Source organism: Nitratireductor sp. L15S-10 (assembly GCF_045011005.1).
Taxonomy (GTDB): Bacteria; Pseudomonadota; Alphaproteobacteria; order Rhizobiales; family Rhizobiaceae; genus Nitratireductor.
Genome location: NZ_CP120676.1, coordinates 226,605 through 241,862, shown reverse-complemented (window position 1 = coordinate 241,862; position 15,258 = coordinate 226,605). Strand labels below are relative to the sequence as shown.

At 62.8% G+C, this 15,258-nt stretch carries 14 protein-coding genes; 9 read left to right on the top strand and 5 right to left on the bottom strand.

Going from position 1 to position 15,258, the window contains the following annotated elements; translation table 11 throughout:
- The first annotated feature begins 104 nt into the window (after positions 1 to 104).
- The 8 genes from P2W41_RS20490 (at position 105) to P2W41_RS20455 (ending at position 9,611) form a co-directional block, all read left to right on the top strand.
- Positions 105 to 884, top strand: a complete 780-nt coding sequence (locus P2W41_RS20490) for a class II aldolase/adducin family protein (RefSeq protein WP_404935135.1) — start codon at positions 105 to 107, stop codon at positions 882 to 884.
- An 85-nt stretch (positions 885 to 969) separates the two neighbouring features.
- Entirely contained in the window at positions 970 to 2,517 is a 1,548-nt protein-coding gene (locus P2W41_RS20485; protein ID WP_336071285.1) for an ABC transporter substrate-binding protein, read from the top strand.
- Between the two features lie 76 nt (positions 2,518 to 2,593).
- Positions 2,594 to 3,562, top strand: coding sequence for an ABC transporter permease (locus P2W41_RS20480; RefSeq protein WP_065817910.1), 969 nt, complete (start codon positions 2,594 to 2,596; stop codon positions 3,560 to 3,562).
- On the top strand, positions 3,562 to 4,401 hold the full coding sequence (locus tag P2W41_RS20475; RefSeq protein WP_065818051.1) for an ABC transporter permease: 840 nt from the start codon (positions 3,562 to 3,564) through the stop codon (positions 4,399 to 4,401). The genes P2W41_RS20480 and P2W41_RS20475 overlap by 1 nt, the downstream gene beginning before the upstream one ends.
- A gap of 9 nt (positions 4,402 to 4,410) precedes the next feature.
- A complete protein-coding gene (locus P2W41_RS20470; protein ID WP_404935134.1) occupies positions 4,411 to 6,033 on the top strand; it encodes an ABC transporter ATP-binding protein in 1,623 nt (540 codons plus the stop codon).
- 280 nt (positions 6,034 to 6,313) lie between these two features.
- Complete coding sequence (locus P2W41_RS20465) at positions 6,314 to 7,615, top strand: ArgE/DapE family deacylase (protein ID WP_404935133.1); 1,302 nt, start codon at positions 6,314 to 6,316, stop codon at positions 7,613 to 7,615.
- Positions 7,608 to 8,573: an NAD(P)-dependent oxidoreductase gene (locus tag P2W41_RS20460; RefSeq protein WP_404935132.1), complete on the top strand. Its 966-nt coding sequence runs from the start codon at positions 7,608 to 7,610 to the stop codon at positions 8,571 to 8,573. Before P2W41_RS20465 ends, P2W41_RS20460 begins: the two co-directional genes overlap by 8 nt.
- Positions 8,574 to 8,582: 9 nt before the next feature.
- A complete protein-coding gene (locus P2W41_RS20455; protein WP_404935131.1) occupies positions 8,583 to 9,611 on the top strand; it encodes a histone deacetylase family protein in 1,029 nt (342 codons plus the stop codon).
- 14 nt (positions 9,612 to 9,625) lie between these two features.
- Here P2W41_RS20455 and P2W41_RS20450 read toward each other — a convergent pair whose 3' ends face one another.
- Positions 9,626 to 10,561 carry a DMT family transporter gene (locus tag P2W41_RS20450; protein WP_404935130.1) on the bottom strand — a complete coding sequence of 312 codons (936 nt, stop codon included), beginning with the start codon at positions 10,559 to 10,561 and terminating at the stop codon, positions 9,626 to 9,628.
- A gap of 96 nt (positions 10,562 to 10,657) precedes the next feature.
- Positions 10,658 to 11,761, bottom strand: a complete 1,104-nt coding sequence (locus P2W41_RS20445) for a saccharopine dehydrogenase NADP-binding domain-containing protein (RefSeq protein WP_404935129.1) — start codon at positions 11,759 to 11,761, stop codon at positions 10,658 to 10,660.
- A 137-nt stretch (positions 11,762 to 11,898) separates the two neighbouring features.
- Between P2W41_RS20445 and P2W41_RS20440 the strand changes: the two genes are divergently transcribed.
- Positions 11,899 to 12,330: an Lrp/AsnC family transcriptional regulator gene (locus tag P2W41_RS20440; protein WP_404935128.1), complete on the top strand. Its 432-nt coding sequence runs from the start codon at positions 11,899 to 11,901 to the stop codon at positions 12,328 to 12,330.
- Positions 12,331 to 12,339: 9 nt separating this feature from the next.
- Here the strand turns inward: P2W41_RS20440 and P2W41_RS20435 are convergent, their stop codons facing one another.
- Genes P2W41_RS20435 through P2W41_RS20425 form a run of 3 tightly spaced genes read right to left on the bottom strand, consistent with a single transcriptional unit; the run spans position 12,340 to position 15,081 of the window.
- The gene (locus P2W41_RS20435; protein WP_404935127.1) at positions 12,340 to 13,146 is read right to left on the bottom strand and encodes an ABC transporter permease; all 807 of its coding nucleotides are present in this window, start codon (positions 13,144 to 13,146) and stop codon (positions 12,340 to 12,342) included.
- Positions 13,143 to 14,024 carry an ABC transporter permease gene (locus P2W41_RS20430; protein ID WP_404935126.1) on the bottom strand — a complete coding sequence of 294 codons (882 nt, stop codon included), beginning with the start codon at positions 14,022 to 14,024 and terminating at the stop codon, positions 13,143 to 13,145. Before P2W41_RS20430 ends, P2W41_RS20435 begins: the two co-directional genes overlap by 4 nt.
- Entirely contained in the window at positions 14,017 to 15,081 is a 1,065-nt protein-coding gene (locus P2W41_RS20425; protein WP_404935125.1) for an ABC transporter ATP-binding protein, read from the bottom strand. The genes P2W41_RS20430 and P2W41_RS20425 overlap by 8 nt, the downstream gene beginning before the upstream one ends.
- Positions 15,082 to 15,258 lie beyond the last annotated feature (177 nt).

Genomic DNA, 15,258 nt, shown 5'->3' with positions numbered 1-15,258 from the left:
GAACCTGTGCTTGCCTGTCGGTCAACAAACGGCTCTGAGGGGAGCCGCGCGACAACGACATGATCACCGTTCATGACCGGACGGTTTGCGCGAGGGAGATGTTGATGAACGTACAATCCCAATCGGTTGCAGTGGCCGATACCGGGCAGCCACGCGAGAGGATCGAGCTGGCCGCCGCCTATCGCCTGATCGCGCATTATCACCTGGATGACAGCATTTTTACGCATATCTCGGCCCGGGCGCCGGCGGAGGAAGGCGAGCACGCCTTCCTGATCAACCCGTTCGGCCTGCGGTTCGACGAGGTCACCGCATCGAGCCTCGTGACCGTGGATATCGATGGCGAGATCCTGCGCGACAATCATGGCGCGGGCATCAACAAGGCCGGCTTCACCATCCACAGCGCCGTGCATGCGGCGCGGCCAGACGTGCACTGCGTTTTACACACGCACACGGTGGCGGGTGTGGCCATCTCCTCAATGGAAGAGGGCATCCTGCCGCTGAACCAGTGGTCGCTGCAGTTCCACAACCGCCTTGCCTTTCACGACTATGAAGGCATTGCGCTCGATCTCGGCGAGCGCGAGCGTCTTGTGGCCGATCTCGGCGACCGCAATGTCATGATCCTGCGCAATCACGGGCTTCTGACCTGCGGGCGCACGGTGGGCGAGGCCTTCGCGCTGATGTTCAACATGGAGCGCGCCTGCCGCGCGCAGCTCGCCATCATGTCCTCAGGCGGCAGGCAGATCCGCATTGCAGAGGAACTGGCCGAGAAAACGGCGCGCCAATATGAGGGCTGGGACACCCATCACACCGGCAACAAGCCCGACCCGCAATGGGATGCCTTCCAGCGCCTCGCCATCAAGCACTATCCCGACCTCGTGGAGTGAGACCGAACTGAAGCAAAGCCAATTGCCCGGCACGATCAAGGGAGAACGATCTTTTGCCGCGCGAGCAACAAGGGGAACGAAAGCCATGCTTAAACGACTGACCACACTTGCCGCCGCCATGCTGGTGTCGACGGCCCTCAACGCAGAGCCCGTTTCGGGCGGGCGCGCCAATGTCGTGATCCAGCCCGAACCGCCAAGCCTGATGATGGGCCTGGTGCAGAACGGTCCGACACAGATGGTCGCCGGCCAGATCTATGAAAGCCTGCTGCGCTACGACGAAAAGCTGCAGCCCATGCCGCAGCTTGCGAAATCCTGGGAGGTTTCCGAGGACGGGCTGACCTATACGTTCAAGCTGCATGACAATGTGAAATGGCATGACGGCGAGCCGTTCACCTCCGCCGATGTGGTGTTTTCCGCCGATGTCTTCCTGCGTGAGACGCATGCCCGCCTGCGCACCTCGCTGGAGCATGTGGAATCCATCACCGCGCCCGACGACACCACGGTCGTCTTCAAGCTGAAACAGCCCTTCGGCCCCTTCCTCGGCATTTTCGAGGCCGGCACGATGCCGATGGTGCCCAAGCACATCTATGAAGGCACGGATTACAAGAACAACCCGGCCAACAACACGCCGATCGGCACCGGACCGTTCAAGTTCACCGAATGGGTGAAGGGATCGCATATCCTGCTCACCAAGTTCGAGGATTACTATGAAGACGGCAAACCCTATCTCGACGAGATCTACTGGCACGTGATCCCGGACGCCGCCTCGCGCGCCGTTGCCTATGAAACCGGCGTGGTGGACATTCTGCCCGGCGGCTCGGTGGAAAACTTCGACGTGCAGCGCATCACCGAGATGGACAACACCTGCGTGACCGACAAGGGCTGGGAGTATTTCGGCCCGCTGTCGTGGATGTGGCTCAACAACCGCGAAGGCCCAACCGCCGACAAGCGCTTCCGCCAGGCGGTGATGTATGCGATGGACCGCAACTTCGCGCGTGACGCGCTGTGGAACGGCCTCGGCAAGGTTGCGAAAGGTCCGGTATCCTCTTCGACACGTTTCTTCACCGACGACGTGACCGCGTATGATCACGATCCGGAGAAGGCCAAGGCCCTGCTCGAAGAAATGGGTTATGACGGCGAGACCGTGCGCCTTCTGCCGCTGCCTTATGGCGAGACCTGGCAGCGCTGGGCGGAAGCCGTGAAGCAGAACCTCGGCGAAGTGGGCATCAATGTCGAGATTGTCTCCACCGATGTCGCCGGCTGGAACCAGAAGCTGGCCGAGTGGGACTACGACATGGCCTTCACCTATCTCTACCAGTATGGTGATCCGGCACTGGGCGTGGCCCGCACCTACATTTCCACGAACATTGCCAAGGGCTCGCAGTGGAACAATGTGGAGGGCTACGAGAACAAGGAGATCGACGATCTCTTTGCCAAGGCCGCGGTGGCCGTGACGGCGGAGGAGCGCCAGAAGCTCTACACCGAAGTGCAGCAGAAACTGGTGGATGACGTGCCGGTGGCCTGGCTGCTCGAACTCGGTTTCCCGACCATCTATCGCTGCAACGTGAAGGATCTCGTCACCACGGCCATTGGCGTGAATGACGGCTTCAAGGACGCCTATATCGAAAAATAGGCGACTGCCCGATCCGGGAATGCGCGGGCAAACCGCCCGCGCATCCTCACCTTGAGTCCGATCCTGCAGGGGCCCGATGCTACGCTTCATACTCATGCGCCTGGGCAAGGCGGCGATCATCCTGATCGCCATCCTGACGCTCAATTTCTTCCTGATCCATGCCGCGCCCGGCGATCCAGCTGCGGTGATGGCAGGCGAGGCGGGGGCCGCCGACGCCAAGTTCATCGCGCAGTTGCGCGAACAATTCGGCCTCGACAAGCCGCTTCTGACCCAGCTCGGGATCTACCTCAAGGGCGTGCTGCAGTTCGATCTCGGCTTTTCCTATCGCCAGCAGATGCCGGTGGCCGATCTCATTCTCGACCGGCTGCCCGCCACACTGCTCCTGACCATGACGGCCTTCGTCATCTCGCTGCTGCTCGGCACGCTGGCCGGGGTTCTCGCCTCCGCGCGGGTGGGCAAATGGTCGGACACGGCGATCTCCACCCTGGCGCTGCTCTTCTACGCCACGCCGCTCTACTGGGCCGCGCTGATGGCGGTGCTTCTGTTCTCTGTCTATTTCAACTGGCTGCCGGGTTTCGGCTACGAGACGGTGGGCGCGAACTACACGGGCTTGCGCCGCGCGCTCGACATCGGACAGCATCTCATTCTGCCCGCGACCACGCTCGGCCTCTTCTTCATGGCGGTCTATATGCGCATGACGCGCGCCTCGATGCTGGAGGTGAGCCAGCTCGATTTCGTCAAGACGGCGCGCGCCAAGGGGCTGAAACCCGGCATCATCCAGCGCCGCCACATCTTCCGCAACGCCATGCTTCCGGTGGTGACACTCGCCGGCCTTCAGGCGGGCCAGCTCGTCGGCGGCGCGGTGCTGACGGAAACCGTGTTCGCGTGGCCGGGCATCGGGCGGCTGATGTTCGAGGCGCTCGCCCAGCGCGACTACAATCTGCTTCTTGGCGTGTTCTTCGTGTCCGCCGCCATGGTGCTCCTGTTCAACCTCATCACCGACATTCTCTATCGGTTCGTTGACCCAAGAATCCGGGTGGCATGATGGCTGATTTCTGGAAACGCTTCTCCCGCAATCGTGGCGCCGTGATCGGCCTTGCGATCCTCGCCATCGTCATTCTGGTGGCGCTGCTTGCGCCGCTGATCTTCCCGCAGTCGCCCTGGCGCATGGTGCAGCGGCCCTTCCTGCCGCCGTTTTCCATGGACCAGTATCCGCTGGGAACCGACGCTCTTGGGCGTGACGTGATCTCGGGCCTTGCCTATGGGGCGCAGGTTTCGCTTCTGGTCGGCCTCGTCTCGACGGTCGCCGCCCTTTTGATCGGCATCCCCATCGGCGCGCTTGCCGGCTATTTCGGCGGCTGGGTGGACGACGCGCTGATGCGCTTCACCGAATTCTTCCAGACCGTGCCGAGCTTTGCGCTCGCCATCGTTCTGGTGGCGATCTTCCAGCCCTCGATTGAATCGATCATCGCGGCAATCGCCATCGTAAGCTGGCCGCCGGTCGCGCGCCTCGTGCGCGGCGAGGTGCTATCGCTGCGCTCGCGCGAATATGTGGAGGCCGCAATCCTTTCGGGCCAGACGAGCCTGACGATCATTCTGCGGCAGGTTCTGCCCAACACGATCTCGCCCATCATCGTGCTTGCCTCGCTGATGGTGGCAACGGCGATCCTTCTGGAATCCTCGCTCTCCTTCCTTGGGCTCGGCGACCCCAACCTCATGTCGTGGGGCTACATGATCGGCGCGGCGCGAACGGTGATCCGGCAGGCCTGGTGGCTTTCCTTCTTCCCCGGCGTTGCCATTCTACTCACCGTTCTGGCGCTGAACCTGATCGGCGAAGGGCTGAACGATGCGCTCAACCCGCGCCTTGCGCGGCGCGGCAAATAGGAGGGCGCGATGACAGAGCCCGTTCTCAAAATCAGGAACCTGAAGATCGCGCTGCCGGAGGGTGCCGACCGCGACTTTGCCGTCAACGATGTTTCCTATGATCTTCATGCCGGTGAAATTCTCTGCATTGTCGGAGAATCGGGTTCCGGTAAATCCATGTCGGCCAATGCGGCCATGGGGCTTCTGCCCGATCTGGTGCGGCCGGTGGGCGGCGAGATCCTCTTCGAGGGCATGGATCTTCTAAAACTCTCGGAAACCGAGATGATGGATCTGCGCGGCAAGAAAATCGCCATGATCTTTCAGGAGCCCATGTCCGCCCTCAACCCGCTGATGCGGGTGGAAGACCAGATTGCCGAAGTTTTCGAGGCGCATGGTCTCCTGACACCGAAGGAGCGTGCAGCGCGCGCCATCGAGCTTTTGACGGAAGTGGGCATTCCCGACCCGGAAAAGGCTGCGCGGGCCTATCCGTTCCAGCTTTCCGGCGGCCAGCGGCAGCGTGTCATGATCGCCATGGCGCTGGCGCTCGAACCGCGCATGCTGATCGCCGACGAACCGACCACCGCGCTCGACGTGACCACGCAGGCGCAAATCCTGGAGCTGATCCGCAATCTGCAGGAAAAGCACGGCATGGCGGTGATGTTCATCACCCATGATTTTGGCGTGGTGGCCGAGATCGCCGACCGCGTGGCGGTGATGCAATATGGCAAGATCGTCGAGGCCGGCACCGCCGACGAGGTTTTGGACAATCCGCAGCATGAGTACACGCAGAAGCTGATCGCGGCGATCCCGAAACTTTCCGCCGAGGCGAGCGAGGAAACGGCGGGCAAGACGCCGATCCTCGAAGTGGAAGGACTCAACAAGACCTATGTAACCGGCGGCGGCCTGCTCTTTTCCAAGCCGCGCGTGGTGCATGCGGTCAACGATGTGAACCTCACGCTTTGCGAAGGCGAGACGCTGGGCATTGTCGGCGAATCCGGCTCCGGCAAATCGAGCGTCGGGCGCTGCCTTGTGCGGCTGATGCAGCCCGATTCCGGCACGGTGAAGCTCGCCGGCCACGACATGGCGCAACTCTCCGGCGAGGCGCTGCGCGAGGCGCGCAAGTCGATCCAGATGATCTTTCAGGATCCCTATGCCTCGCTCAACCCGCGCTCCAAGGTGGGCCGCATCATCGCCGAAGGGCCGATGGCGCATGGGGTTTCCAGGCAGGAAGCCTATGCCCGTGCGGTGAAACTTCTGGAACTGGTGGACCTCGATGCGCTCGCCATCGACCGTTATCCGCACGAGTTTTCGGGCGGCCAGCGCCAGCGCATCGGCATTGCCCGTGCGCTGGCGCTGGAGCCGCGCGTGATCATTGCCGATGAGGCGGTTTCGGCGCTGGACGTTTCCATTCAGGCGCAGGTGCTCGATCTTCTGGCGGAGCTGAAGGAGCGGCTCAATCTGGCGCTGATCTTCATTACCCACGATCTGCGGGTCGCCGCCCAGATCTGCGACCGCATTGCGGTGATGCAGAAGGGCAGGGTGGTCGAGATGGGGCCGGCGCATGCGATCTTCAACAATCCTCAAAGCGACTACACGCGCACCCTGATCGAGGCCATTCCCGGCCGCGAGAAGGAGCTGGCGGCGGCGGGGTAATGCGGTGACGACTGGAGCTCACTTCAGCGCGGTGCATGCCCCTTCCCTCGCCCTTCGACAAGCTCAGGATGAGGGGAGGGGCATGGAGAGGCTGGCGTCTGTGGCGAAGGATTGCAAAACGCCCGCGCTTCCGACACCAGCCCTTAGCCGTTTCTCAGCTCCACCGCTCAGCCAGCAACCGCCAAGACCAGCCCTCATCCTGAGCTTGTCGAAGGGCGAGGGCGGGATGACGGGCGCCATCACTCACCACTCTCAACACTAATCCGCAGGAACCACCAATTTGGACGAACAACTGGCACAGAAAATCCTCGCAGCCGTCGAGGAAGGCTTTGAAGAACAGATCGGTTTTACCGAAGACCTGATCCGCTTTCCCTCGCTGCGCGGAAAGGAAAAGCCCGCACAGGAATTCGTTCACAAGGCGCTCGAAGCGCGCGGCTATGCGGTGGAAACCTTCCATATCGATGAAGACAAGATCAGGGATCATCCGGGCTTTTCGCCCGTGGCCGTCGATTATTCAGATGCGGTGAACGTGATCGCAACCCACGAGCCGCGTGAAAACAGGGGCCGGTCGCTGATCCTGAACGGTCATATGGATGTGGTGCCGGAAGGCCCGCACGATATGTGGGAGGTCTCGGCACCCTATGAGCCGAAGCGCGAGGGCGACTGGCTCTATGGGCGCGGCGGCGGCGACATGAAGGCCGGCATCGCGGCCAACATTTTCGCGCTCGACGCGCTGCGTCGCATCGGCCTGCAACCGGCGGCGAAAGTGCATGTGCAGAGCGTGGTGGAAGAAGAATGCACCGGCAATGGCGCGCTCGCCTGTCTGGTGGAAGGCTATACGGCGGATGCTGCGCTCATCCCCGAACCGGAAGACGAAATGCTGGTGCGCGCCAACACCGGCGTTTTGTGGTTCGAGGTCAATGTGTCGGGCCATCCCGTGCATGTGCGCGAGGCGGGCACGGGGGCCAATGCCATCGAGGCGAGCTTCCGCGTGATCGAAAGCCTGAAACGCCTGACCGCGGAATGGAACGCCGAAAAGGCGAACTACCCCTATTTCGAAGAGCTCGATCACCCAATCAATTTCAATGTCGGCAAGATCGAGGGCGGCGACTGGGCGTCGACCGTGGCGGCCTGGTGCAGGCTCTCCTGCCGCATCGCCATCTATCCCGGCGACGACCCGAAGGACCGGGCAGCGCAGATCGAGGCGCATCTGGCCCGCGAACTCGCCGACGACCCGTTTCTCGGCAACCGCCCGCCGGAAGTGATCTGGAACGGATTTTTCGCGCGGGGCTATGTGCTGGAGGAAGGCACGGATGCCGAAAAGGCGCTTGCCGAAGCGCACCGCGCGGCGACCGCGAGCGAACTGAAAAGCTTCGTGACGCCGGGCTATCTCGATGCGCGGGTCTTCGTGATCTATGCAGGCATGCCTTGCCTCGTCTATGGCCCGATAACCGAGAACATCCACGGGTTCGATGAGCGCGTGAGTCTTTCCTCCATCAAGCGGGTGACGGGGGCGATCGCACTTTTCATCGCCGACTGGTGCGGGGTGGAACCCATTGATGCAGAGGCGGCAAATGGCTGACGGACAGGTGATCGAGGGCGTCTATCTGAGCGATGTCTACGATCTTCACGCGCTTTATGGCCATGCGCTGGCACCCCATGCAGGCACGATACGCCTGCGCCATCCGCATGAGGTCGACGATCCGAAGGAAATCCGCTTCGCGCTGAGCTGGCGGCCGAGGGACGATGCGTTTCTTCCCTATCCGAATTTGCGGCTTGCGCATTCGATTGCAGCGGGCGTGGACAGCATCATCAATTGTCCGAGCCTGCCGAAGGATGCGCTGGTCGCGCGGGTGCGTGACCCGGATCAGGGCGACATGCTGGCGGGTTTCGCGGTCTGGCACGTGATCTGGCATCACCGTAACATGCGCCACCATATCGTGCATGAGGCAAAGCACGAATGGGCGCGGCTCATCCCGTCCATCATGAAGCCGCCGCGCGAGACGCCGGTGGGCATTCTGGGTTTTGGCCTTATGGGGCGCGCCATTGCCCGCGCGGTGACGGCCATGGGGTTTCCGGTGGTGGCTGCCGCGCGAAGCGCGCCGGCGGAGGATGTGCCCGGCGTGCGCTTCGAGAGCGGGGAAGGAGCCGCCCAACGGGTGGCGGAACAGGCCGCCATACTGATCAACGTACTGCCGCTGACGGGAGAGACGCGCGGGCTGCTTGATCTCGATTTCTTCAACCGCATGCCTGAAGGGGCCGCTCTCATTCAGCTTGGGCGGGGAGAACATCTGGTCGAGGCCGATCTTCTGCGCGCGCTCGACAGCGGCCGCATCGCCTCCGCCTCGCTCGACGTTTTCGACGTGGAGCCATTGCCGAAAGAGCACCCCTTCTGGGCGGATGAGCGCATTCTCGTCACGCCGCATCAGGCGGGCGACTGCTCGCCGCACAGGATGGCCGAACAGCTTGCCCGCGCCGCACAGGCCGTGGTGGCGGGAGACATACCGGAAACGGTGGTCGACAGATCCAACGGATATTGAAGGACGACAATGAAAGCCATTTTCGACGAACGCCAGTTGCGGCACACGCCGGAGCGCTATTTCCGGCGCGGGGCCTATATGCCCCATCCCGAACAGGCAGAACGCGCGATCCTGATCCGCGACATGCTGATCAAAAACGACTTCCCCATCGAGACGCCGCGCGATTTTGGCGAGGGGCCGATCAAGGCCGTGCACGATCCGGACTATGTGGATTTCTGGAAAGACGCTTATCAGCGCTGGCGCGCCGAGGCGCCGGATCAGGAGCCGATCCCCAACTGCCATCCCGGCCCGCGCCGGGGGCGGCCGTCCTCATCCGTTTTCGGCCAGCTTGGCTGGTGGGCGACCGACACGTCGGTTCCGCTGACGGAAGGCACATGGGATGCCGTCTACTGGTCGGCGCAGACCGCGCTTGAGACCGCCGAGCGCGTGAAGGAAGGCGAGCGCATGGTCTATGGGCTTTGCCGCCCGCCAGGCCACCATGCGCTTTCCAATGCGTCGAACGGCTTCTGCCTCTTCAACAATGCGGCCATTGCAGCGCAAAGCCTGCGCGAACGCTTCGGCAAGGTGGCGGTGCTCGACATCGACACGCATACGGGCAATGGCACGCTCGACATTTTTTATGATCGCGGCGACGTTTTCGTCTGCTCGCTGCACACGGACCCCGACCTCTACCCGACCTATTATCTCGGCTATGAGGACGAGCGCGGCGAGGGCGAAGGCGAAGGGGCGACGCTCAATCTCTGCCTGAAACCCGGATCGGACACGGAAACGATCCTTGGCCGCTTCCGCGAGGGGCTTGCGGCCATCACCGCCTTTGGCGCGGAAGCGCTGGTGATTTCGCTGGGGCTCGACATGGCGGCGGACGATCCGCTCTCGGAGGTGAAGCTCACGGGAGATGGCTTTGCCACGATGGCACGCGAAATCGCGGAACTTAGGCTGCCAACGGCGCTGATCCAGGAAGGCGGTTATCTGGGGCCTTCGCTTTCGAGAAACGCGGAGATCTTCCTCACTGCCAGCCGCGAGGCGCTGGCCGGCTGAGGCGGCTCACGGCGTCATTGCACGCTTTGCGGATCGGGTGCTGGCTGAACCGGGGTGACCGGCCTTGCCAGCGCTCGCTCGCGGAACACGATGTAGAGCCCCGCACCCATGGTGATGGCGATGCCAAGGGCGGCCAGCCCATTGGGCAGGTCGCGGAATATGAGCCAGCCAATGACCGTGGCGAAGGGGATCTCCAGATACTGGATCGGCGCCACGGTGGCCGAGGGCGCAAAGCGCAGCGACCATGTCATCAGGAGATGGCCGAACGTGCCGAAGAAGCCGGAGGCGGCAAGGAGCAGCATCTCCCGCAGATCGGGCTTGACCATGCGCAACTGCGGCAGGTCGAGCCCGAGATTGACGAAGGCCAGCGCGCCGAAGCCGATCATGGCGTAGATGCCGCTCACCACCTGAAGCGCTATGGGATCGGCATCGCGCGAGATCTGGCGCGTCACAAGCATGTAGCCGGAGAAGGCGACCGCCACGAGAAGCGGCAGAAGTGCTGGCGCACCGACACTCAAAAAGCTCGGCTGCACAACGAGCATGGTGCCGACGAAGCCGACCGAACAGGCGGCAAGCCGCCGTGGCCCCACATCCTCGCCGAGAAAGAACTTGCCGAAGGCCAGCATGATGAAGGGCATGACAAAGGCGATCGCCACGGCATCGGCCAGCGGCAGATAGCGCAGCGACATGAACATCGCGCCGATGCCGGCAATGTGGAGAGCCGTGCGCAGCACGGTGAGGCGCATGACGCGCGACGGCAGAAGCAGCGACTTCCCGCTCCACCAAACGACAGGCAGGAGGAACACCACCTGCGCGGCAAAACGCACGACCAGAAGCTCGAACAGCGGAATGGTCTCGCCCAACAGTTTCGCGATCGAGTCGCCCAGAGGGGCGACCGCGCAAAACCCGATCATCAAGAGGATGCCGACAAGCGGCCGGTCGTTTGACATTGCGCGACCCTATGGAGCGAAGCCGGCCCGCGCAATGTCACATGGCGGCGAAACGGTACGGCCAGCGAGGGAAATCCTGCGCTGGCCGAACTGGCCTTAAGCGGCCTGTGCCTTCGGGCCGGTGTCGGGCTGGTAGGTGCGGCCGAAGCGGTTTGCCAGAAAATCCTCGAGCGCGATGTCTTCCTGCTGGACAAAGCCCCTGGATGGCAGCTTGCCGTTGGCGAGCAGGTCGAGCACGGTGCAGATGCCGGCGGCAGTGGTCTTCTGGATGGCGCTGCGGGCATTCGGCCCGGCCGGGTCCGCAAACACGCTGTTGGCATAGCTCTCCTGCACCAGCCGGCCGTTCTTCAGGCCGGTGATGGTTACGAAGATCACGACTACATCCTGCATGGTGGTGGGCAGCGCGTGCTCGAAAATCTCTTTCAGAAGGTCGCGGCGTTCGCTCAGGCGCAGGTCGTTCAAAAGCATCTTCATGATCGAGGCATGGCCCGGATAGCGGATCGTGCGGTAGTTGAGATTGCGCACACGGCCCCTGAGCGACTCGCAGATGGAGCCGAGCCCGCCGGAGGTGTTGAACGCCTCGTAGCGCACGCCGTCGAGCGAGAACTCCTCGTGCCCCTCAAGCGGCGCGACCTCCTTCATCTCGCCATCGACGATGGCTTCGCAGGGCTCGCAATATTCGTTGATGACGCCTTCCGGCGACCAGGTGAGATTGTAGTTGAGCGCATTGGCCGGAAACTGCGGCAGCGCGCCAACCCGCATGCGCACATCGTGCAGCGTGTCGAAACGCCTGGCGAGCGAATTGGCGGCGATGGTGATGAAGCCCGGCGCAAGCCCGCATTGCGGGATGAAGGCCGTCCCGGCGGAAGCGGCGATTTCCTTCACGCGGCGCGTGCTTTTCACGTCCTCCGTCAGGTCGAGATAGTGAACGCCCGCTTCGGCAGCCGCCTCGGCGATGGGAACCGTGAGGTGATAGGGGGCGGCGTTGAGCAGGGCGAATTTGCCCTTGAGAACGGCGGCCAGAGCCTTCGTGTCGGAGAGGTCGACTTCCACGCCTGAAATCTGCTTGTGAGAAGAGAGGCCAGCGAGCTGCTCCGCCGACCGGTCGGCGACCGTGACCGTGTAATCGCCCGAGGCGACCAGCATGTCTGCGATAGCGGATCCAATGCGCCCGGCTCCCGTGACAACGATTTCTTTCATCCCGCTCCCTTTTGATTCTGTCTGGCGATTCTGCCTGGATGTTTGTCCAGTCTGGCTTTGATCGACGTTGAATCGAAGCATCAATACGGGTAATTTCACTTACGATTTTATACATATCGACGAATGGAATATGCAATATGACGACAAAGAATGCAGATCGGGCGGTGATCGCGCTCTTGCGCGAAAATGCGCGCATGCCGGTTTCGGAAATCGCCCGGCGACTGGGCGTGTCCCGCTCCACCGCGCAGAGCCGGCTCGAGCGGCTTGAGCGCAACGGAACGATTGCTGGCTATATGGTTCGGCTTTCGGGGGAATATGACGCCGCGCAGATCCGCGCGCATCTTCTGGTGACGGTGTCGCCAAAGCTTTCCGGCGACGTGATCACCGCGATGGAGAAGATGGAGGCCGTGCGCACGGTTCACTCGGTGAGCGGATCGTTCGACATGATCATCATCGTCGAAGCACCTTCGGTGGCCGAGCTCGATGCGGTGATCGACACGATCGGGGCGCTGAAGGGCGTTGACCGGACGATGAGCTCGATCATCCTGTCTACGCGGATCGACCGGTAGACACAGTATTCAGTCTGCCGCCATCCGCGCCGCTCCCCGCCTGCGGGCGATTTCATAGGCGATGGCGCCGAACACGGTGATCGCGATCATGATGAGCGCCAGCGCGTTGACGGCGGGTGTGAGCCCCGTGCGCACCTTGGTGGCGATGTAGACTGTGAGCGGCGTGTCGAACCCGCGCACGAAGAGCGTGGTGTTGTAGTTTTCGATGGATTGGAGAATGGCAAGGAAGCCGGCGGCGATCAGCGCCGGTTTCAGGAAGGGCAGAAGCACGCGGCGGAAGACCATGAATTTCGATGCGCCAAGGCCCAGGGCCGCCTCTTCCTGGGTGGGATCGAAACGCTGGAGGCGCGCGGTGATCATCAGCATCACATAGCAGATGATGAAGCTTGCCTGCGCGACCACGATCAGGAACACACCGCCCCCGACGCCAAGCTGCCGCCACAGGACCAGCGTGGCGATGCCGATGACCACGCCGGGCGTGAGCAGCGGCGACACCATGACCGCATACATGAAGCTGCGCGCGCGCGCATGCAGGCTGGTGAGAACGAGAGCCGCCGCCGTGCCAATGGGCAGGACGGTGATGACGACGAAGAAGGCGACGACAAAGGACGTCCAGAGCGACTGCCACATGCCGCTGTCGCTCCACAGCGCGTCGAACCATTGCAGCGTAGTGCCGCGCCATGGCGTTACCGTGGGGAAGCGGCTGGTGTTGAACGTGGCGATGCCCATGATGGCGAGCGGCGCGAACAGGTAGAGAAAGAACGCCACCATATAGAAGCCGAACAGGGCGCGGGCGATGCGGTCGGCGGCACTCATTTCGCCACCTCCGTCAGGCTGACGCGGGCAATGCGCAGCGTGACGAGCACCACCGCAAGGCACAGCACCAGAAGCACCAGCGCGTAAGCCGCACCGCGGTTCCAGTCGCCGCCCTCGAAGAACCAGTTGTAGATGATCTCGGTGAACCAGCGACTGCCTGGCGCGCCGAGAAGGGCCGGCGCGACATAGCTGCCGGCGGCGAGCATGAAAGTGAAGACGCAGCCCGTGGCGATGCCCGCCTTGGCGTGCGGGATGACCACCCGCCAGTGAATGCGCCAGGTGGAGGCGCCGAGATCGCGCGCGGCCTCGATCTGCGACTTGTCGAGGGATTCGATGGCGTTGTAGATTGGAAAGAGCATGAACAGGATGTAGGCATAGGTCATGCCGGCCAGCACACCGCCATCGCCATACCAGCGCACCGGCTCATCTATGATGCCGAGCGAGAGGAGAAAGGCATTCAGCGGGCCGCGAAACGCAAGCAGGATATACCAGGCGAGTGTGCGCAAGACCTCATTGATCCAGAACGGGATGGTGAGGGCCAGAAGCACCACCGCCGTCTGGTTCACCGTCGCGTGCTGGGCTAGCCAGAATGCCATGGGATAACACACCAGAAAGGTGATGAAGGCGACCAGCGCGCTCGCCCACACGGTCTTGAAGAAGATCGCGCGGTGAACGCCCTCATTGGCAAGATAAAGAATGTTGTCGAGCGAATAGACATCGTTCGGCCCGCCAAGCTGCGACGGCGGCAGGTTGGGCCGCAGCGCATAGTCGATCATCATGACATTGGGCGCGAGCACCATGCCGGCAAGCCACACGCCGACCAGCGCCAGAAACAGCGTGCCAAGCCCGCCGCCGAAACGTCGATACAGCTCAGACATCGGGCAGCACCACCGCGTTTGCGCTTTCAAAGCCGAAGCCGGATTTTTCGCCGATGGCGGGGGCGCTCGCAAGTTCGGTGCTGGCGATGGACGCCACCAGCGGCGTACCGTCTTCGGCAACGCCGTGGGCAAGCGCAAAAGCGCCCTCGAAATCGATGCGCTCGATGGTGGCGGCAAGCCGGTTCGCCCCGCCTTTCGATTTCAGCGCTTCAGGCCGCACATAAAGCTTTGCCGCCGCACCGCCTGTAAGCCCGTCGCCGGCGCGGCCGGTCAAGGTTCCATGGGCGGTTTCCACCGTGGCGATGCCGTTGTCGATGCCCTTGACCGTGCAGGAGAGCGCGTTGGTCTCGCCAACGAAGGTGGCGACGAAGGGTGTGGCCGGATTGTCGTAAAGCTCGCGCGGCGCGCCCACCTGCTGCACCACGCCAGCGCTCATCACCGCAACGCGGTCCGACATGGCGAGCGCCTCGGACTGGTCGTGCGTGATGTAGATGAAGGTGACGCCGGTGCGCTTTTGCAGGGCGCGAAGCTCGGCGCGCATGTGCTGGCGCAGCTTGAGATCGAGCGCGGAAAGCGGTTCGTCGAGCAGCAGCACCTGCGGTTCCACTGCAAGCGCGCGGGCAATGGCGACGCGCTGGCGCTGGCCGCCTGAAAGCTCGCCCGGCATGCGGTCGCCAAAACCATCCAGCGCGATCAGCTTCAGAAGATCGTTCGCCTTCCTGCGTCGCTCGGCTTTCGAGACACCGCGCGCCTCCAGCCCAAAGGCGATGTTTTCCCACACGGGCATCAGGGGAAAGAGCGCAAGCGACTGGAAGATCATCGCCGTGGGACGCTGATTGGGCCCGAGCGGGGTCATGTCCTTTTCGCCGATCAGGATGCGGCCTTCGGTCGGGTTCAGGAAACCGGCAATGACGCGCAGGAGCGTGGTCTTGCCGCAGCCGGATGGCCCGAGAATGGAGAAGAATTCCCCGCCTTCAACCGTGAAGGAAACATCGTCAACGGCACGGGTGCTGCCGAATGTAACGCCGACATGATCGAGCTCTACGGAATGTGACATGGTCCCCCAGTGTTTCCCGGTGTTTAGTGGCGGGCAGGTCGCTGCGGCTCGTCCGCATTTCCATGCAAATATCGGCGCCCGCCCCTCATCCTCACCTTATCCCCGCTGGCAGGGAGAAGGGGGCATAGAGGTTTCCGCTTCTTCCTTCTCCCCGTATGCGGGGAGAAGGTGCCGGCA